Origin of the sequence: Desulfitibacter alkalitolerans DSM 16504 (genome assembly GCF_000620305.1) — a bacterium.
Classification (GTDB): Bacteria; Bacillota; DSM-16504; order Desulfitibacterales; family Desulfitibacteraceae; genus Desulfitibacter; species Desulfitibacter alkalitolerans.
Window position 1 is genome coordinate 134565 of sequence record NZ_KK211106.1, and the last position, 19466, is coordinate 154030.

Here is a 19466-nt window from a genome sequence, read left to right on the forward strand (position 1 = left end):
TATGTTTGTGGAACATTATGGTTGGATTTCATTGTTACCACCAGTGGTAGCTATAATTTTAGCGATTGTAACTAGAGAAGTTTTACTATCCTTGACCATAGGTATTATGGTAGGAACATTTATTATTTTTGATGGCAACCTTATGGCGAGCTTTACTGGTGCTTTTAACTTTGTTTTTGAAAGTGCCGGAGACCCTGAATGGAATATGCGTACTATTATGTATACATTGTTTTTAGGCAGCGTACTTGGCATGATGACAAAGGCCGGGGGAGCAAGGGCCTTTGCTGACTGGTCAACTAGAAGGATTAAGTCTAGGAAAGGTGCTCAGGGAATAACTTTTGGAACAGGCCTTGTACTATTCTTTGATGATTACTTTAATTCCTTAACGGTTGGTTCTGTTATGAGACCTGTTACTGATAAATTTAGAATCTCCAGGGAGAAGCTTGCTTATATTACCGACTCTACTGCAGCACCTGTAGTTATCTTAATGCCTATTTCTACCTGGGTTGCTTATATAGTAGGGATGATGGGAGATCAGTTTAACCAGCTTGGTATCGAAGGAAACCCGTTTATGGAGTTTATATACACAATTCCATATAACTTTTATGCATGGCTGACCATAATAATGGTGGCAGTAATAATTTTCACCAATCTAGAGTATGGCCCAATGGCTAAAGCCGAGAAAAGAACACTCACAAAGGGGGTCCTATATGAAGAGGGCAGCGTAGCTCCTCCAGGTGACGATCTTAGAAGGGTTGAACCGTCAGAAAATGGAAAAGTAGCAGATATGTTCGTGCCTATTTTTGTTTTGGTCCTTTCTAGTGTAGTGTTCATGCTTTATACAGGTGGATTTTTTGATGGAGGAATTAGTCTGGTACAGGCAATTCAGGATACAGATTCGGTAACAGCCCTAGTTTATGGAACCTTCCTAACCATTGTAATTTCAGCAATATGGTTTAAGGTAAGAAGTGTCATAGGTATTTTTGAAAGCGTTGAGGCAGTTATCGCAGGAATGAAGGCCATGCTTCCAGGCATATTGATTCTTGTATTGGCATGGAGTATTGGTTCTGTGACAGGTGAGCTTGGTACCGGGTTATTCCTTGCAGAGGTTGTAACTGAAGCCCTACCAGGATGGACCCTGCCAATGGTAATCTTCTTTACAGCCTGCTTCATGGCTTTTGCAACAGGTACTTCCTGGGGAACCTTTGCAATTATGATACCTATTGCTATTCCTCTGGCAGTTTTCTCTGATACATCCATAGCTCTTTGCATGGCAGCTTTATTAAGTGGTGCTGTATGGGGTGACCACAGCTCACCATTGTCTGACACCACAATTTTGTCATCCACTGGTGCAGGATGTCCAGTTGTAGATCACGTAAGAACACAAATCCCTTATTCTGCTACTGGTGCTGCTGCAGCGTTAGTTGGTTTTATTGTAGCAGGCATAACCCAAAGTGTGATTATTCCCCTAATTGTTTCAGTAGCTGTATTAATAGGTTTAATTTACATCTTCCACAAGTTTAATAAGGATGAAATTGATAAACTGGATCAGCATATAGAAAAGGTAGATGCAAAAATGTAAAACCAACCTTTTAAATAAAGACTCATACAGCCAAACAAGCTGCATGGGTCTTTTTTTATCTGCAAACTAGCGCGGCCATAGCAGAAACTGGTATAAAATTTGCATATAATTATTAGTCATAGATCTATAGATAGATTATTTTTTATTGTACGTAAATCAAATGGGAGGAAAGCAAATGAGACATTATAAAGAGATATCCTTATGGGAAAACATTTCTGATGAACAGTGGAATGACTGGAAATGGCAGGTCACCAACCGGATTACTACTGTTGATGAGCTAAAACAAATTATTCCTTTAAGTGAAGCTGAAGAAGAGGGTGTGAAAAACTGCCTCAAAACCTTTAGGATGGCAATAACACCATACTATGCTTTGCTAATAGACAGGGATAATCCCAATTGCCCCATTAGGAAGCAAGCAGTTCCCACTTATCATGAGTTAAGTGGATCTAAATATGATTTGGATGATCCCCTTGATGAAGATGTTGACTCGCCAGTATCCTGTATAACCCACAGGTATCCTGATAGAGTTTTGTTCCTGGTGACTGATCAGTGTTCCATGTACTGTCGTCACTGCACAAGAAGGAGAATGGCGGGAACCAATGACAAGGCAAGAAACAGCCAGCAGCTAGCAGCTGCAATTGATTATATTAGAAAAAATAAGGTTATTAGGGATGTAATCATTTCAGGCGGAGATGGTTTGCTGATCTCAGATAGTCTCCTGGAGGATATTTTAAAAGAATTAAGGGCCATTTCCCATGTTGAGATTATCAGGATTGGCACTAGAACGCCTGTTGTTATGCCCCAAAGAATAACAGCAGAACTTTGCAGCATGATTAGAAAATACCATCCAGTATGGGTTAATGTGCACTTTAACCATCCTAATGAGATAACTCCAGAAGCCAAGAGAGCCTGTGACATGCTAAGTGATGCAGGTATTCCCCTTGGAAATCAAAGTGTTTTATTAAAATCAGTCAATGATTGTCCTCTGTTAATGAAGAAACTGCTTCATGGGCTTCTTAAAATGAGGGTAAGGCCTTACTATGTCTACCAATGTGATCTTGCAAGGGGTATTGAACATTTTAGAACTCCAGTTAGTGCAGGAATTCATATGATGGAATACTTGAGGGGCCATACATCAGGACTTGCAGTCCCAGTCTTTGTTGTTGATGCTCCCAGGGGAGGAGGAAAGATACCAGTAATGCCCCAGTATTTAATATCCCAATCTCCTTCCAAAGTCATTGTAAGGAACTTTGAAGGCGGTTTATATACTTATACACAGCCCAAGCATGAAGTTGATCCTGATAAGCCCTGTGAGCATTGTGGTGAGCATCATAATGATTACGATATGGGGCTCGCAAAAATGCTAAATGGGCATACTGTAGCCATGGAACCTGTAATCAAGGGTTAGAACAAGCATATACGCCCAATTATAGGCAATGCTGAGAAATGGGCATCAGAATAAATATTCAAAAAACGTTGTAAATACAGAAAATTTTACATTCAATTGCTATAGCGCCTATAATTGGGCAGCTCAGGGCATTTAATAATATAAAACTAACCTGGCTTTGTATGTTTATGCTTTTTTAGGTCTTGATAGTACAAGGTATATAGTATAAGCAGGAAAATGACGCAGAAGGAAGAAAAGTATAGAGTGCATAATTTAACTATCATAGCTTAGTATTTTGTAATTGCAAACAAGCACAATCAAGGAGGAAATGTAGTGGCAAAATTTACTTTTGAGGGGCAACCTCGTTTAAGACTATTATCTAATGAAGAAATTGAAAAAATCCATGATCAAGCCCTTGGTATTCTTGAAAAAACTGGAGTGAAATTTGATTCAGAAGAAGCCTTGAAAATCCTGGAAAATCATGGGGCGGTTGTAGACTATACCAAGAAGGTTGCTAAAATACCTGGAAAATTAGTTGAAAAGGCAATTAAGTCAGCTCCTGAGGAGATTAAATTATATGATAGGGAAGGTCACTTAGCGGCAAATTTATCTGGAAATAATGTTTATTTTGACCCAGGTTCCTGTGCAATTAAAATGATTGAATCGGACGGCATTACCACTAGAAGTTCCCAAAGCTATGACTTGATTAATATATCAAAGGTCAATGATGCATTAGATAATTTGGCTTTACAGAGTTCAGCTGTTACCCCCTATGATGTTCCCAAGGTAATTGGGGACAGCTTTCGATTATACTTGTTGTTAAAGAATTCTCCCAAGGCTATAATCACCGGTGCTTTTAGTGTTGAAGGCATTTCCAAAATGAGAGATATGCTTGCAGTGGTAAGGGGTGGTTACAAGGAGTTGGAAGACAAACCATTGGCTGTTTTTGATATTTGTGCCTCACCCCCACTTAAGTGGACTAATATTAGTGCTCAAAACATGATTGACTGTGCTCGCTATGGACTTCCGCAAGAGTTTATTACAATGGCCATGCCTGGTGCAGCTTCTCCTGCAACACTGGCAGGTTCAGTTCTTGTTCAGGCAACTGAAACCTTAAGTGGTCTAACCCTAGCTCAATGCACTAGAGAGGGAGCTCCTTGTATCTATGGCAGTGCACCTGTAACCTTTGACATGAGGCATGGAACTACCCCCATGAGCGCCCTGGAGGCAACCATGATTGGTGCAGCTTATGTACAAATGGGCAAATACTATGGCTTACCTACCCACACCTATGCAGGACTTAGTGATTCAAAACTGGTGGATATACAGGCTGGTTTAGAAACTGCAATGAGTGGAATCATTGCTCAACTAGCAGGAGTTAATGTTATTTCTGGTGCAGGTATTCTGGATTTTGTTGGTTGCTTTAGCTTGGAAAAGCTAGTAATTGACAATGAAGTTTGTGGTATGGCCTTAAGGTTAAATAAGGGTATTGATGTTAATGATGAAACATTGGCAGCAGAACTCATTTCCGAATTAGGGCCTGGCGGAGATTATTTACTAGCAGATCATACCTTAAGATGGTATAAAAAAGAGCCTTATCTGCCATCAAAGATTATTGTCAGACAAAGCAACAGTGCCTGGGAGGCTGATGGGTCTAAAGGAAGCTTTGCACTAGCACAAGAAAGGGTAAGGGATATATTAGAAAATCATGTCCCCCATCAGATGAAGCCAGAAAAGGAAAAAGAATTAGACCATGTTGTAAAAGGTTTTATGAAGGAGCATGGCATTAAAGAAATTCCTAATGGACCAAATATGTAAATACTATATTAAGCATATTCATGATATTTTCTAATAAATTTGGTAAAAACTTCTAAAATGAGGAGTGGAACAATGTGGAACAAAAACCAAAGCTAAAACTTCAAAAGTCATTTGATTTGTTTGAAGAGGCCCAGCGTCTTTCTCCGGGAGGCTTAATGGGGATTCGCAGACCCTATAATTTTATACCTGGGGAATACCCAATTTTTATCGACCATGGCTATGGAGGCCACATAGTTGATGTAGATGGCAATGACTATATAGATATGCTTTGCGGCTATGGCCCAATAATCTTGGGATATAATGAAAAGGAAATTAATAATGCGGTAATTGAGCAAATGGATAAGGGATTCTGTTTTGCTCTGGTTCAGCCTATCCAAAATGAACTTGAAAAAAGATTAATTGACTTAATTCCTTCAGCTGAAATGGCCATATTAGTAAAGACAGGATCAGACGCAACTGGTGTAGCAGTTAGAATAGCCAGGGGCTATACTGATAAAAATATAATTTTACGTTGTGGTTATCATGGCTGGCATGATTGGTGCGTTGAGGTGCAGGGCGGTGTGCCGGATGCCATAAAGAACTTAACCCATGAGTTCCCCTATGGGGATCTAGACGCTTTGGAAAAACTGCTTAAGGAGCATGGCAATGATGTTGCATGCATAATTGTAACTCCTGTGGGCCACCCCCTGGCAGCCCCTGTTACAGTTCCTCCTGAAGGCTATTTAGAAGGGGTACGAGAACTGGCTGACAAATACAATGCTGTACTAATCTTTGATGAAATTAGAACTGGCTTTAGAGTATCTCTTGGAGGAGCCCAGGAAAGATATGGAGTAACACCTGATCTTTCTACCTTTGGAAAAGCCATGGCCAACGGCTATGCCATAAGTGCGTGTGTTGGCAGGGAAGAAATAATGAAGGTAGCAGAAAAAAAGGTGTTCATAAGCTCTACTTTTTTTCCCAACAGCCTGGAAATGGTGGCTGCAATGAAGTGCATTGATATATTAGAAAGAGAAAATGTTATTGATAGTCTCTGGAAGCGTGGGGAGATGTTTTTAGACAGACTTGGCAGCATTGTCACAAAATCACAGGTTCCTGCATTAGTATCTGGGATACCTCCAATGCCCTTCTTGACCTTTGAAAAGGCAGATGACCTATATAAAGAGCGCAGAAACTGTTTCTACACAGAGACAATTCGAAGAAATTTATTTATTCAACCATACCACCACTGGTATATTGCCCATAGACATACGGATCAAGACCTGTACTATGCATTAAATGCAATTGAAGAAGCCCTGGATATTGTTCGTAAAAAGTACCCTGTAACATAAACTTTCACATGGTCCAATTTAAAAGTGCATACTAGGAGCCTATCCTTTTATGCACTTTTATTGGGTTAAGGAGGAGCAAAATGTCATTTACCATAGAAAATATTCTTGACATTGATAATTTAAAGGGAGTTAAGCTTGTTGCAGGGGATAGAGGACTTAATAGACAGGTGAAATGGGTAACAATACTAGAAGTTCTAGATGAGTTAACCTATTTAGATGAGGGAGATTTGCTTGTAACAACTGGCTATGGACTTGCAGAGGACCAAGAACTGCAAAATAGCTTAATTGAACTGCTTGATAAGAAAAATATGGCAGGAATTGCAATCCAGCCAGGTTTTTCTCTTGCAGAAATTCCTGCAGCCTTGCTGGAGGAGGCAGACAAAAGGGGCTTTCCTGTCTTATACCTGCCAAAGGATTTTTCCTTTAGCAGATTTACACGTCATATATTGAAGCATCTTATTAATCACCAGTTTTATTTATTGGAATACTCACAAAAGATTTATAAACAATTAACAAAGCTTGTATTAAACAACCAGGGGCTAGACAGCATTGCCGGAACCCTTATGGAGATGATTAAAAAGCATGTAGTTATCCTGGATTTATTTTACAATCCAATTGTCCAGAACTTTACTTCAACTAAAGACCTTAAATTATTCTTTTGTCTTACCGAGGAAATAAAAAGCATTTCAAACCTGATAAGTGCCAAATCCCAATATGTTAGATTAAATAATGGTGATCAGGTTTATCTAGTTTCTATTACTACAGGGTCTGAGACTATGGGTTACTTATGTGTTTTAAATCCAGAGGATTCCCTGGAGGAAATGGATGCAATAGCAATAGAGCATGCAGCAACCCTGGCCGCCCTTGTAATGTTAAAGGAGATTGCAGTGAGAGAGACAGAAAATAGCTTAAGGGAGGATTTTCTAGAAGAAACATTGAAGGGAGTAAATCCGCCACAGATACTTGCAAAAAAGGCTGCCACCTTTGGTTACGATAAGAATAAGGGTTACCATTTGATCCTTTTTAATTTAACAAGTTGGGAGATAGTGGCTAATTGTAAAACTGAAAACCAATTGTTTAACCTAAAAAAGTATTTATTAACCTCTATTGAGCACTGTATTTCCAAGTACGGCCTTAGATACATGTATAAGTTCTCCCACGATAAAATACTGCTATTGCTCCAGGTAAGTAATGAAGATTTTCCCCTTGTTGAAAAAGCATCTCAAGAGATTATTGATATTATAAAAGCTAAGTATGGCAGCCATGGGATTGTGGCAGGTATAAGCAATTATTACAGCAAGCTTGAAAATCTAAACCTTGCATATCAAGAGGCATCCAGGGCAATAGAGTTGAGAGGAATAGCTAATAAAACGGTGACTTTATTTACAGATATTGAAATATACAATTTATTTTATGAAATTGCCCGCCAGGACTTTTCCCAAAGCTTTTTTAAAGAGAAGCTGGGCCTCTTAATAGATTATGATAAAAAGAATGGGTCCCAAATGGTGACAACCCTTGAACACTTTCTTGCCTGCAACTGTAATTTGCAGGAAACGTCAACAAGCCTGTATGTACATCGCCATACGTTAAGATATAGATTACAAAGAATAAAAGAAATTACAGGCCTAGATCCTTTAATACCGCAAGATAGACTAAAACTTCAAATGGCCCTAATGCTTTTAAAAGTAATATAATAGCAATTGGTGATAAAACCAAAGCAGTCACTCTAGAATGGCTGCTTTTGTTTTCTTTGGGATTTTTGAGCAAATAAAAAATAATCCATATATTTGGTAGGAAAATTAAATATTTTGTCAAATTGAATATAGGAATATATGAATTTGTTTTTGTGTTTGCTTAAAATGAGATGAAGACAGTGACCGGTGAAGAAACAAAGGGGGGTTGAAAATGAGTAAAGAAGAAAATGGACACTGGACGCACAGGGTTAAAAAGGATCTGGCACAAAGAGTTGTAGATATAATTCATAATATTACCAAGAACAACGTTCAATTCATGGGAAACGGCGGGGAAATAATAGCTACCACCCAACCAGAACGACTGGGAACTATACATGAAGGAGCAAAAAAGGTCATGTCTGGTATTAGTGATTTTGCTGCAATAACTGAAGAGGATGCAAAAAACATGACAGGGGTTTTACCAGGCTATACAGGTCCTATAGTTTTAGATGGAGAAAGAATTGCTTGTATTGGCATAACTGGAGATCCATTATTAGTTAAGCCTCTCCAGGAATTGGCTTCTGTAATCGTAGTTGAGGAAATAAAGAAATCCCAAATAAGCAGTTTGGTTCACAACCAGATACAAAACATCTCTGCAGTTATTCAAGAATTGACGGCAAGTGCTGAGGAAATAGCCTCTTATACAAAAGAGACAGAAAGCATTAGCCTTAAAGCCTTGGAAAAGTCTAACAATACAAATGAAATAATAGAAATAATCAGAACCATAGCCGACCAGACAAATCTACTAGGGCTAAACGCTGCAATTGAAGCTGCCAGGGCAGGTGAACATGGACGTGGCTTTAGCGTTGTAGCTGAGGAAGTAAGAAAGCTATCAACTAAATCCAAGGAATCAGTAAACAGCATAAACCAAACCATTATTGAAATCCAACGTGTAATAAATGATATATCAAGCATAGTCAAACAATCAGCTGAGATAACCGGACAGCAGTCCATGGCTTTACAGGGGCTTTCAGAAAGCATGGTAGGGATCCAAGAGGCAACAAATAAGTTGTTACAAAAGTAATAACCATTTATTTCCCACTTGCAAAGAATAGTAGTTAGTGGCGTTTAGACATGGGATAACATAGAATAGATAACAGGATATAAATAAAGGATAATAGTAGTCAATACCGAGCTTATATATGACTGTCTAAGAGGATGTGAATTGATGAGGAGATTTAGAGTTGGTATAGACGATTTAAGAAAGGTTTGTAAACCGGCTTCATTAGGCTTTAAAACCACAAAGGATGTAAAAACATTGGAAGGTATTATAGGTCAGGAAAGGGCAGTAAAGGCAATGAATTTTGGCCTGAGAGTAAACAATAAAGGATACAACATATACATGGCTGGAATAAACGGAACTGGAAAAACCAGCTATGCCAAGTCGCTGGCCTACAATGTAGCTTCTAAGGGGCAGGTGCCAAATGACATATGTTATGTATTTAACTTTAAGGAAATAGACAGGCCCATAATCATTGAAATTCCCCCTGGAACAGGAGAAAAGCTTGCTGCAAATATGGATGAATTAGTTGAAACTGTTAAAAAGGGGATTTCAAAGGCATTTACCGGCGAGGAATTCGATACCCAAAGAAGACTAATCAGAGATAAATATCAAAAGGATACCAGTGAATTATTACAGGAGTTGGATAAAATAGGCAAGGAAAAGGGCTTTGTTGTACGTCAAACATCCAAGGGTCTAGTTAGTGTTCCATTGGTGGATGGTAAGCCTGTAGACCAGATGGAAGAAGAATTAATAACTGAGGAAATTACAAAGGAAATTCAAGAAAAAATTCCAGAAATGCAAAAGCTCCTGGACGAAGTAACAAGAAAAATAAAGGTATTAGAGAAGGAAGCTTCTATGGAGCTTGTCTCCATAGAAAAAAAGATTGCCATGGCAGTAATTAAGCCCGAAATAGATATGGTGAGAGAAAAGTATAAGGATTATCTGAAGATACAAGTTTATTTAGACAATGTTGAAAAGGATATGGCAGATCACTTAAATGTCTTTAAGATAAAAGAGGAGGATCAATCACTAAATCCCTTATTACCCCTGCAGATGGAAAGCCATTTGAGCAGATATAAGGTTAATCTATTTGTAAATAATGCTAACCAGGAAGGGGCACCTGTAGTATGTGAAACCAATCCCAACTATTACAATCTATTTGGGAAGGTTGAAGGCAAGGCTAACATAGGCGGAATAAGCACAGACTTTTCCATGATAAAGTGTGGTTCTATACATAAAGCTAATGGAGGTTATCTTATAATACATGCCAAGGAGCTTCTAAAAGATCCCTTTGCCTGGGACGCCTTAAAGAGAACCCTGAAAAATCAGGAATCAGTAATTGAAAACATTGGAGAGCAATTCAAAATATTTCCAACTGCCACCATCAAGCCGGAAGCAGTACCTATTAATGTAAAAGTTATTCTCATTGGAAGCTCGTACATTCAGCAGCTGCTGTACAACTATGATGAGGATTTTAGCAAGCTCTTTAAAATTATTGCCCAATTTGATACTTCCATGGAAAGAAATAAGGATAATATACTCATGTTCTCCCAGTTCGTGAGTTCAGTATGCCAACTGGAGAAACTTAAGGAGTTTGACAAAACAGCCGTTGCCAGGATCATTGAGTTCAGCTCGAGATTAGCAGGCCACCAGAAAAGGCTTTCAACAAGATTTAATGAAATTGTTGAAATTGTCTATGAGGCAAGTGCATGGGCTGAAATAGAACAGAGCCAGGTTGTAAGCTCAACCCATGTGGAAAGGGCAATAGAGGAAAAAATTAATAGGGCAAACCTGCTTGAGGAAAAAATTCAGGAAAACATAATTGAAGGACAAATTCTTATTGAAACAGAAGGTGAGGTTGTTGGTCAGATAAACGGCCTTTCTGTATATAATCTAGGGGATTATTCCTTTGGAAAACCTTCAAAAATTACAGCCAGGGTATTTAAAGGAAAGAAGGGTCTTATAAATATTGAACGTGAAGCGAAAATGAGCGGAAAGATTCATGATAAGGGCGTTCTTATTCTCTCAGGATATATAGGTGGCAGGTATGCAAGAAAATCACCCCTGAGTATTAGTGCAAGCATTTGTTTTGAACAAAGCTATGGTGGTGTTGATGGGGATAGTGCTTCCTGTGCTGAGTTGGTTGTGCTTCTCTCAGCTCTTACTGATATTCCAGTTAGACAGGATCTGGCTATAACCGGAGCAATGAATCAAAGAGGCCAGGTTCAGCCAATTGGTGGTGTAAATCAAAAGATAGAGGGCTTCTATGAGCTGTGTAAAGAACGAGGTCTTACTAAAACCCAGGGAGTAATAATTCCAAAGCAAAATATCGTTAATCTAATGCTGAGTAAAGAGCTTGTAAAGGACTGTAAGGCAGGCAAATTTCACATCTACTCTTTTTCCCATGTAGATGAAGCCATAGAACTCTTAACCGGATTTTCTCCAGAAGAATTTTTTGAAAGGGTGCAAACAAAACTTGAGGAATTTGCCGGGGACCAGGATATTGATTAAATTAAGGGCCCTTATGCATCCACTTTGAAAGCATAAGGGCTCTAATACTATTGAGACTGTAGGGTGATCTCATTAATATATACATTTGATGTGTTAGGGCTATTCTCGTCAGATATTGAAGCCTTGATAGGAATTCTAAGCTGAACTGTGGTTCCTTGATCGGAACTTGAACAAATTCTCAACCCATAGCTTGGTCCATAAAGACTAATTAGTCTTTCGTGTACATTACTTAAGCCTACCCCATTTCCAGACCCATAACCTGGCTGAAGAACCAGGTGAATTTTTTCTTCGGGAATGCCAACACCGTCATCAGATACCATCATTACTAGAGTATCTTCCACCATACTGGCGGAAATCTTTAAGGTTCCTCCACCCACCTTGGGGGTTATCCCATGCTTTACAGCATTTTCCACAATGGGCTGAAGGCTGAGAAAGGGTATTTTTGTATCAAGCAGGCAATCGTCAATATCCTGGACGATTTTTAGTGAATCCTCAAAGCGAGCTTTTTCCAGTGTTAAATAAGTGTGAATGCACTCTAGTTCTTCCCCAAGGGTTATATAGTGTCCTCGTCTTCTGAGAGTTTGCCTGAAAAAGTCAGCCAGATGGATTAGAAGCTGCCTAGCCTTTTCAGGATTGGTTCGACTGTAAAGGACAATGGTATTAATTGTATTGAAAAAGAAGTGTGGATTAATTTGTGCATGTAAAGCATCAAGTCTGGCTTTAGTTAGAAGCTGAGACTGTCTGTCAAGCTCAGCTAATTCAGTTTGCATACTTAATAACTGTCCGATGCCCAAGGCAAGTCTAACTGATTGATCGGGAAGGGGGCCTGGACGAGTATCATATAGCTTTAGTGTCCCTATGACCTTGCCCTTAACCTTAAGGGGCACTATTATGGCTGCACCCAGGGGACAGCTGCAGTCCTTAACGGGACAGTTAAATCCTTCCGAGGTTTCAATAACCTTATATTTCCCGGTTTTTAAAACCTCTTTGGTAGCTGATGTAACTATGGGATCTCCAGGACGGTGCCTTTCGCATCCTACACCCAGAAAAGCCAGGATTTTTTCCTTGTCAGTTATAGCAACAGCCGGCAGCTGGCTGATCTTTTTTATAATTTCAGCCGTATTTTGGGCGGTGTTTTCGTCTAAACCATGCCGTAAGTAGGGGAGTGTCTCGTGGGCGATAAAAAGGCTTGTATTTGTGGCCTGCCTGTTTTCATCTTGACTTTTTGACGGCTTTGTGTATAACTTTAGTATTAACCAGAAGAAAGTAACGTTAGCAGGAATCAAAAGAAATGCCTTCAAAGCTACCTCCAGGGGAGCTGCTAGGAGAAACAGCCCTTCTAACAGGGAAAAAATTATAACACATAAAAAGATTAAGGTTTTGGACATTAAGGTTCCTCCACAACATGAATAGTTACATGAATAGTTAATTGTTATTGTCTCATAATTCTACTTTTTGTCAATCAACTCCTGCAAAATAAAAGATTTAAGAAGGAATTACCAGGATAATGTTGAAAATGATAGTGTGTAATATTTAAGCTTCACATATATAGTAAAGGAGAGAAGGTTTAGGTGGTAAAGGGAATAGGTACCGATATTGTTAGTATAGTAAGGATTAAAAGCTCCATAGCAAAATTCAAGGAAAAGTTCCAAAATAAGATATTTACCATGGATGAATGGAATTACTGCTGGAACAAAAAGAATCCCTATCCTTCCCTGGCTGCACGTTTTGCCGCCAAGGAGGCAGTATTAAAAGCCTTAGGAACAGGCAAGGGTAAGATAAAGTGGTTGGATATTGAGATCAAATTAGATCCTAAAGGTAAACCTGGTATTAACCTGTCTGGGTTGGCTGCTGAGACAGCAAGATCCCAATATATTAGCAATTTTAATTTAAGCCTGTCACATTGCTCTGAATATGCGGTAGCCTTTGTTGTAGCCGAATAGGGGGAGAAAAAGTGAAACTTGTTACTTCTACTGAGATGATAAATATAGATAGTACTGCAATAAGTAAATATGCTATACCTGGAATTGTATTGATGGAAAATGCAGGTTTGGCCGTGGTAAAGAAGATAGCTCAGATTTTTGGACATGACCTAGGCAGAAAGAGAATCATGATTTTTTGCGGTAAGGGCAATAATGGTGGAGACGGAATGGTCATTGCCAGACATCTTATCAATAAGGGTGTGGAAGTAAAGGTCTATTTATTGTGCAGTCCAGCAGAGATTAAAGGTGATGCAGCAGCAAATCTCACAATCCTACAATCCATGGGAGCCAAGATATATCCAATTATCAATGATAAAGATCTGCATAGGGTAGAAATATCCATGATGTATGCCGATTTAATTGTAGATGCTATTTTTGGTACTGGACTTAAGGGCGAACCCAGGGGCATAGCTGCAAAGCTTATCAAGCTCATAAACGAATCCAGGAGATTAACACTAAGTGCAGATGTGCCGTCTGGCCTGGAAGCTGATACTGGAAAGGTACATGGTGAGTGTATTAATGCCAATCATACCATTACCTTTGGTTTGGCCAAGATTGGTATATTTATTGAACCGGGGTGCAGGTATAGTGGAGAGATAGAAGTGGCTGACATATCCCTGCCACGACAGCTTTTAAATAGTCATACTTTAAATCGGGAATTAATAACTAAAGAATGGGTTAAGAGCAAGCTTTCAAAACGGGACCATAATACCCATAAAGGCACTTATGGTCACGTTCTAGTATTAGGAGGCTCACCTGGGATGACAGGTGCCGTTTATTTGGCAGCCACAGGAGCCTTAAGGGCTGGTGCCGGCCTTGTTACTGCGGCGGTACCCCGATCTCTAAATCCTATTCTTGAACAAAAGCTTACTGAGGTTATGACACGACCGCTGCCTGAGAGTGAAAAGGGCCTCCTTGGCAGAGATTCTCTGGAACCTATTTTAGATGTGGCTGAAAAAGCAGATACTATAGTTATAGGTCCTGGAATGGGTGTTTCTGCTGAAGGGGAAACATTATTAAAGGAGCTATTGCCCCAATTAAAAATTCCTGTAATCCTGGATGCTGACGGTTTAAACCTTTTTAATAAAATAATAAGGGACAAAAAGGAATTTTTTAAGCAAGTACAAACAGGTATGATTTTCACACCCCACCCAGGTGAAATGGCCAGACTATGCAAATTAGACAGCCAGGAGGTACAAAAAGACCGCCTCTCAATTGCAGAGGGTTATGCCAAAGAGTGGGGCGTCACCCTTGTACTCAAGGGCTCTAAAACCATTATTGCCTCGCCAAGGGGTAGAACCTATCTAAACATTAATGGAAATCCAGGTATGGCCACAGGTGGTTCTGGGGATGTTCTGGCAGGTATAATAGGAGCACTTCTAGCCCAGAAACTTGACATTGAAGCAGCGGCCTCTGTTGGTGTCTTTCTCCACGGATATGCAGGGGATAGGGCAGCAGAACAATTAGGTGAATACTCGTTGACGGCAATGGATATTATTGATTATCTCCCATGTGTATTAAGAGAATTAACTGAGGGTGAATAAATTTGCGACCAGCAAAAGCTGAAATAAATCTTAATAATCTTGCTCACAACGTTAGGGAATTAAGAAAACTGTCAAATTCAAGGCACTTCATGGCTGTTGTAAAGGCTGATGGTTATGGACATGGAGCTGTACAGGTTGCTGGAACAGCCCTGGAAAGCGGTGCTGATAATTTGGGAGTTGCTGCAATACAAGAAGGTATAGAGCTTAGAGAGGCTGGAGTAAAGGCCCCCATACTGATCTTTGGATGGACTCCCCATGAGTATGGAGATGTCCTTGTAAGATACGATCTTACCCAGACAGTGTTTTCCATGGAACAGGCTGAGCAGCTTTCCAAGGTCTCAAAACGTATTGGAGAAAAAATAAATATCCACTTGAAGATAGATACAGGTATGAACAGGCTTGGATTTCAAGCCACTGAAAAGTCAGCTGACGAGATAAAAAAGATTTTTGCCGCAGGGGGCTTAAGAGTACTGGGAGCCTTTACTCATTTTGCTGAGGCAGACAACAGATTCTCAGACTTTACTTCAATCCAGTTTAATCTATTTAAAGCCTTTATTTCAGAGCTAGAAAGTCAAGGTTTGGAATTTCCTGTTAAGCATTGTGCCAATAGTGCTGCCATTATTGATTATCCTGATACACATCTGGATATGGTCAGGGCGGGAATAAGTATATACGGGCTGTATCCTGATTTAATCATGAAGGATAGGATAGTGCTAAAGCCTGTCATGAGATTCCTGGCCAGGATTGCTCATATAAAGGATATTAGCAAGGGTGAAACGGTAAGTTATGGCAGAACTTTTAAAGCACAAGAAAATAAGAGGATAGCAACTATTCCCATTGGCTATGCCGATGGATATAATCGCTTGTTATCGAATAAAGGTAAGGTTATAATAAATAATAGTTTTGCTCCAGTTGTGGGAAGAGTCTGCATGGATCAATTCATGGTAGATATAACCCATGTTCCGCAAAGTATACGGCCAGGTGATGAAGTCATTCTTTTTGGAGCAGATGATAAAGGGCTAGAGGTTAGTGTAGATGAAATTGCCCAAATTACGGGAACCATAAACTATGAGATAGTCTGCATGGTCAGTAAAAGGGTACCAAGGATATATAAGACATAGGGACGGTCTTTTGTCTTATTTTCAAGTGTGATAAGGGGGACATGCTTATCACTGCAATAAAATGATATTTACTGCCGTATATATTTACAAAATTGGGAAACAAATATATAGGAGAGAACAATATGGAACTGCTAAAAGCAAAAATATTAGAAGAAGGTCATGTTTTATCGGCAAATATTTTAAAGGTAGATTCTTTTCTAAACCATCAAATGGATCCTGTTTTAATGTATAAAATTGGCCAGGAGTTTGCAGAAAGATTTAATGGCGAGAAAGTCACTAAGGTTTTAACTGTTGAAGCATCAGGTATTGCAGCAGCATTAATGACTGGTCTTGTATTGGAAGTGCCTGTCCTTTTTGCCAAGAAAAAAAAGCCTTCAACCATGAGTGAAGCCTTTTTTACCGGCCGAATACATTCCTATACCAAAAACGAAACTGTTGACATAGTTGTAGCTAAAAAGTATTTAAAGATGGAAGATAGAGTATTGATTATTGATGACTTTTTAGCTACAGGGGAAGCAGCCAGGGGTATGATTGAAATTGTCCATCAGGCAGGCTGTCATTTAGTTGGTGTTGGTATATGTATTGAAAAATCCTTCCAGGAAGGTGGAAGACAATTAAGGGAGCTAGGGGTGAGGGTTGAAACACTAGTAAGTATAAATGCATTGAATGATGGAAAAATTGACTTTGAATAGAATTATTGTTATTATTTGTCCTTGAACACATATAGCATAAAGGATATAATATAGTATAGCATATGCGCGGAAGTATTGTTGCAGGGGGTGCCCTTATTGTCTCGTGTCAAAAGGATTATGATAAGTATACCAGAAAACCTATTAAAGGAAGTAGATGGATTAGCTAATAGAGAAAAAAGAAATCGCAGCGAATTCATTAGGGAAGCTATGAAGTTATATATATCTGAACAAAATAAAAGGAATATTAGGGAGCAGATGAAAAAGGGTTATCAGGAGATGGCCCAGATTAATCTATGTTTAGCTGTGGAAAATTACGAGGTAGAAAATGAAGCACAGGAATATTATGAAGAGAAACTAGCGGAGTGTAAATAGAATGCATGTAAGAAGAGGAGATATTTTTTATGCCCAATTAAATCCAGTTGTTGGTTCTGAACAAGGGGGAACAAGACCTGTGCTTATCATTCAAAATGATATTGGAAACCAGTACAGTCCCACCACCATTGTTTTAGCAATCACTTCACAGATTTCCAAGGCAAAACTGCCAACTCACATTGAAATGCCAAGTAGTAAAAGTGGTCTTGAAAAAAACTCTGTTATCCTGGCAGAACAAATACGCACAATTGATAAAAGTCGATTAAAGCACAAGGTGGCTTATTTGGATGAGGAGTTTATGATTAAGGTGGATAAAGCTCTTGAAATAAGCTTGGGCTTAACGGAGATCTAAAAGTTTTTTCATGTCTACTTGATGTAGGCATTTTTATTTTCCCATTAGAATATGTAATGAAGCAAGGGGGGATAAAAATGGCTGCACCAAAAATTGGGATTACCTGTGGTGAAGATGTCAAAGAGGGCAAGGTTTTTTTAACAAATTACTATTTAAGATGTGTACAACGGGCGGGGGGCATCCCCTGGTTAATTCCATCAATAGAAAAGAATATAAGTGACTATTTGTCTAACCTGGACGGGATAATATTATCAGGAGGAGTTGATGTTGACCCATTATATTTTGGTGAAGAACCAATAATTGGAATGGGTGAAATAACGCCAGGGAGAGATAACTTTGAAATTAAACTGACACAAGCAGCAATCATCTTAGACGTGCCAATTCTAGCAATTTGCAGGGGTGTTCAGGTATTAAATATTGCCCTGGGAGGTAATATATATCAAGATATATTATCCCAGGTGCCAGGTGTATATAAACATACACAATATGCTCCCAAATGGTACCCAACCCATACTATACATATAATTCGAGACTCAATTCTAGAAGGCATATTTAAATCAGAGACAGCTAGGGTTAACTCATTTCATCACCAGGCTGTAAGCAGCCTGGCAGATGGCATAGTATCCATTGCCAGTACTTCAGATGGGATTGTTGAGGCCATTACAATGCCAAATAAAAAGTTTGTGTTAGGTGTACAGTGGCACCCTGAATGTATGGCAGACAGATTTCAGGATCAGCAGCAGATATTTAATGAATTTGTTAAAGCCTCCACTAGATAATGGTTATACAATATACATCAAGAGTAATGATAGAATATATGAAAGAAGGTGATATTTTGCTGGCATTGACAAATGGACGTATCATTACAGTTACAGGCCCTGTATATGAAAAAGGGACAATAGTAGCTGACGGTGATAAAATAAGCAGGGTGGGTTTGACCACTGACGTTCAAATACCATCAGGAAGCAGGGTTCTGGACCTTGCTGGAAAAACAGTTGTCCCCGGCTTCATTGAAAGCCACTGCCATGTAGGCATAATGGAAGAGGTGTATAGAATAGAGGGTGATGACTTAAATGAGACATCCAATCCAGTTACCCCTACTTTAAGGGCAATAGATGCAGTTTATCCCGGAGACCTGGCCTTTAAGGATGCCCTTGAGGCCGGAGTTACTACCATACACACCCTGCCTGGGAGTGCCAATGTAATTGGCGGCATCACACTTATAATGAAGACTCACGGACTGGTTATTGACAACATGGCAGTAAACCCCTGTGCCGGTCTTAAGGTGGCATTTGGTGAAAACCCAAAGCGGATATATGGAGACCAATCAAAAATGCCAAAAACACGAATGGCTACTGCAGCCATGCTGAGAGAACAAATGGTTAAAGCAATGAGCTACAGGGATAAAAACCAAAAGGCCAAATGTGATCCAGACAAGAAGCCTGAGAGGGACCTGGCCATGGAGGCGCTAGGCATGGTTCTAGATGGTACAATTCCCTTGAGAGCCCATGCCCATAGAACAGATGATATTATGACTGCAATTCGTATTGCAGAGGAATTTAAAGTTAAAATTATTATTGAGCATGGTACTGAGGCCCATTTAATAGCAGATGAGATTGCCGACAGAAGCATTCCTGTAGTTACCGGACCCAGCTTTACATCAAGAGCCAAGGTGGAGCTTGGACAAAGGACCTTTGAGACCCCCGGCATTTTATCCAGAAGGGGAGTCAAGGTAGCAATCATGACAGATCATCCTGTTATTCCCATTAATTATCTGCCACTTTGTGCTGCCCTGGCTGTTAAGGCAGGCATGGATTATGATGAGGCGTTAAAAGCCATAACAATAAATGCCGCGGAAATTCTTGGCATATCCAACAGGGTTGGGAGCATAGAGGAGGGCAAGGATGCGGACCTGGTTATTATGGACGGTGACCCACTAGAAATAAAAACAAAAGTCCTTGAAGTATTTATTAATGGTAACTCAGTGTACCAAAACAACTAGATTATTAGTATAAGGCCCACTGCCATGGTGGGTTTTCAT

General features: G+C 39.5%; 15 protein-coding genes and 2 pseudogenes. 16 read left to right on the forward strand and 1 reads right to left on the reverse strand.

The genetic code is table 11. The features are described 5' to 3' along the window. Positions 1-7 precede the first annotated feature (7 nt). The 8 genes and pseudogenes from K364_RS25215 to K364_RS0121555 all read left to right on the forward strand — a co-directional run bounded on the left by K364_RS25215 (position 8) and on the right by K364_RS0121555 (position 11362). Positions 8-1582: a Na+/H+ antiporter NhaC family protein gene (locus K364_RS25215; RefSeq protein ID WP_051534312.1), complete on the forward strand. Its 1575-nt coding sequence runs from the start codon at positions 8-10 to the stop codon at positions 1580-1582. Positions 1583-1757: 175 nt separating this feature from the next. Next, a complete protein-coding gene (kamA, locus tag K364_RS0121530) occupies positions 1758-2990 on the forward strand; it encodes a lysine 2,3-aminomutase (protein WP_028309716.1) in 1233 nt (410 codons plus the stop codon). Positions 2991-3302: 312 nt separating this feature from the next. Continuing rightward, positions 3303-4787, forward strand: a complete 1485-nt coding sequence (locus K364_RS0121535) for a trimethylamine methyltransferase family protein (RefSeq protein ID WP_028309717.1) — start codon at positions 3303-3305, stop codon at positions 4785-4787. 74 nt (positions 4788-4861) lie between these two features. Then, a complete protein-coding gene (locus tag K364_RS0121540) occupies positions 4862-6115 on the forward strand; it encodes an aspartate aminotransferase family protein (RefSeq protein ID WP_028309718.1) in 1254 nt (417 codons plus the stop codon). An 80-nt stretch (positions 6116-6195) separates the two neighbouring features. Next, the gene (locus K364_RS0121545) at positions 6196-7809 is read left to right on the forward strand and encodes a PucR family transcriptional regulator (RefSeq protein ID WP_028309719.1); all 1614 of its coding nucleotides are present in this window, start codon (positions 6196-6198) and stop codon (positions 7807-7809) included. A 211-nt stretch (positions 7810-8020) separates the two neighbouring features. Beyond that, positions 8021-8446 (forward strand): annotated as a pseudogene (locus K364_RS28025) (sugar diacid recognition domain-containing protein); the annotation flags it as partial. A 117-nt stretch (positions 8447-8563) separates the two neighbouring features. Beyond that, positions 8564-8872 (forward strand): annotated as a pseudogene (locus tag K364_RS28030) (methyl-accepting chemotaxis protein); the annotation flags it as partial. Between the two features lie 144 nt (positions 8873-9016). Then, positions 9017-11362, forward strand: a complete 2346-nt coding sequence (locus K364_RS0121555; RefSeq protein ID WP_035270636.1) for a Lon protease family protein — start codon at positions 9017-9019, stop codon at positions 11360-11362. Between the two features lie 47 nt (positions 11363-11409). Here the strand turns inward: K364_RS0121555 and K364_RS25220 are convergent, their stop codons facing one another. Further along, a complete protein-coding gene (locus K364_RS25220; protein WP_051534314.1) occupies positions 11410-12750 on the reverse strand; it encodes a histidine kinase in 1341 nt (446 codons plus the stop codon). Between the two features lie 183 nt (positions 12751-12933). Between K364_RS25220 and acpS the strand changes: the two genes are divergently transcribed. From acpS to K364_RS0121600, 8 genes are all read left to right on the forward strand, one after another. Continuing rightward, entirely contained in the window at positions 12934-13305 is a 372-nt protein-coding gene (acpS, locus tag K364_RS0121565; RefSeq protein ID WP_028309722.1) for a holo-ACP synthase, read from the forward strand. Positions 13306-13316: 11 nt separating this feature from the next. Further along, positions 13317-14888, forward strand: coding sequence for a bifunctional ADP-dependent NAD(P)H-hydrate dehydratase/NAD(P)H-hydrate epimerase (locus tag K364_RS0121570; protein ID WP_028309723.1), 1572 nt, complete (start codon positions 13317-13319; stop codon positions 14886-14888). Positions 14889-14890: 2 nt separating this feature from the next. Continuing rightward, positions 14891-16009: an alanine racemase gene (gene alr / locus K364_RS0121575; RefSeq protein WP_242841765.1), complete on the forward strand. Its 1119-nt coding sequence runs from the start codon at positions 14891-14893 to the stop codon at positions 16007-16009. Positions 16010-16131: 122 nt separating this feature from the next. Beyond that, positions 16132-16701: a xanthine phosphoribosyltransferase gene (locus tag K364_RS0121580; RefSeq protein WP_028309725.1), complete on the forward strand. Its 570-nt coding sequence runs from the start codon at positions 16132-16134 to the stop codon at positions 16699-16701. Positions 16702-16797: 96 nt separating this feature from the next. Further along, entirely contained in the window at positions 16798-17073 is a 276-nt protein-coding gene (locus K364_RS0121585) for a CopG family ribbon-helix-helix protein (RefSeq protein WP_028309726.1), read from the forward strand. Position 17074: 1 nt separating this feature from the next. Next, on the forward strand, positions 17075-17425 hold the full coding sequence (locus K364_RS0121590) for a type II toxin-antitoxin system PemK/MazF family toxin (protein ID WP_028309727.1): 351 nt from the start codon (positions 17075-17077) through the stop codon (positions 17423-17425). 77 nt (positions 17426-17502) lie between these two features. After that, on the forward strand, positions 17503-18204 hold the full coding sequence (locus K364_RS0121595; protein ID WP_028309728.1) for a gamma-glutamyl-gamma-aminobutyrate hydrolase family protein: 702 nt from the start codon (positions 17503-17505) through the stop codon (positions 18202-18204). A gap of 26 nt (positions 18205-18230) precedes the next feature. Continuing rightward, the gene (locus K364_RS0121600; protein WP_242841766.1) at positions 18231-19427 is read left to right on the forward strand and encodes an amidohydrolase; all 1197 of its coding nucleotides are present in this window, start codon (positions 18231-18233) and stop codon (positions 19425-19427) included. Positions 19428-19466 lie beyond the last annotated feature (39 nt).

Coding starts and splice junctions, on each gene's coding strand:
- kamA (WP_028309716.1), top strand. CDS start 1,758: ATGAGACATTATAAAGAGATATCCTTATGGGAAAACATTTCTGATGAA.
- K364_RS0121545 (WP_028309719.1), top strand. CDS start 6,196: ATGTCATTTACCATAGAAAATATTCTTGACATTGATAATTTAAAGGGA.
- K364_RS0121555 (WP_035270636.1), top strand. CDS start 9,017: ATGAGGAGATTTAGAGTTGGTATAGACGATTTAAGAAAGGTTTGTAAA.
- K364_RS25220 (WP_051534314.1), bottom strand. CDS start 12,750: ATGTCCAAAACCTTAATCTTTTTATGTGTTATAATTTTTTCCCTGTTA.
- K364_RS0121580 (WP_028309725.1), top strand. CDS start 16,132: ATGGAACTGCTAAAAGCAAAAATATTAGAAGAAGGTCATGTTTTATCG.
- K364_RS0121590 (WP_028309727.1), top strand. CDS start 17,075: ATGCATGTAAGAAGAGGAGATATTTTTTATGCCCAATTAAATCCAGTT.
- K364_RS0121595 (WP_028309728.1), top strand. CDS start 17,503: ATGGCTGCACCAAAAATTGGGATTACCTGTGGTGAAGATGTCAAAGAG.
- K364_RS0121600 (WP_242841766.1), top strand. CDS start 18,231: ATGATAGAATATATGAAAGAAGGTGATATTTTGCTGGCATTGACAAAT.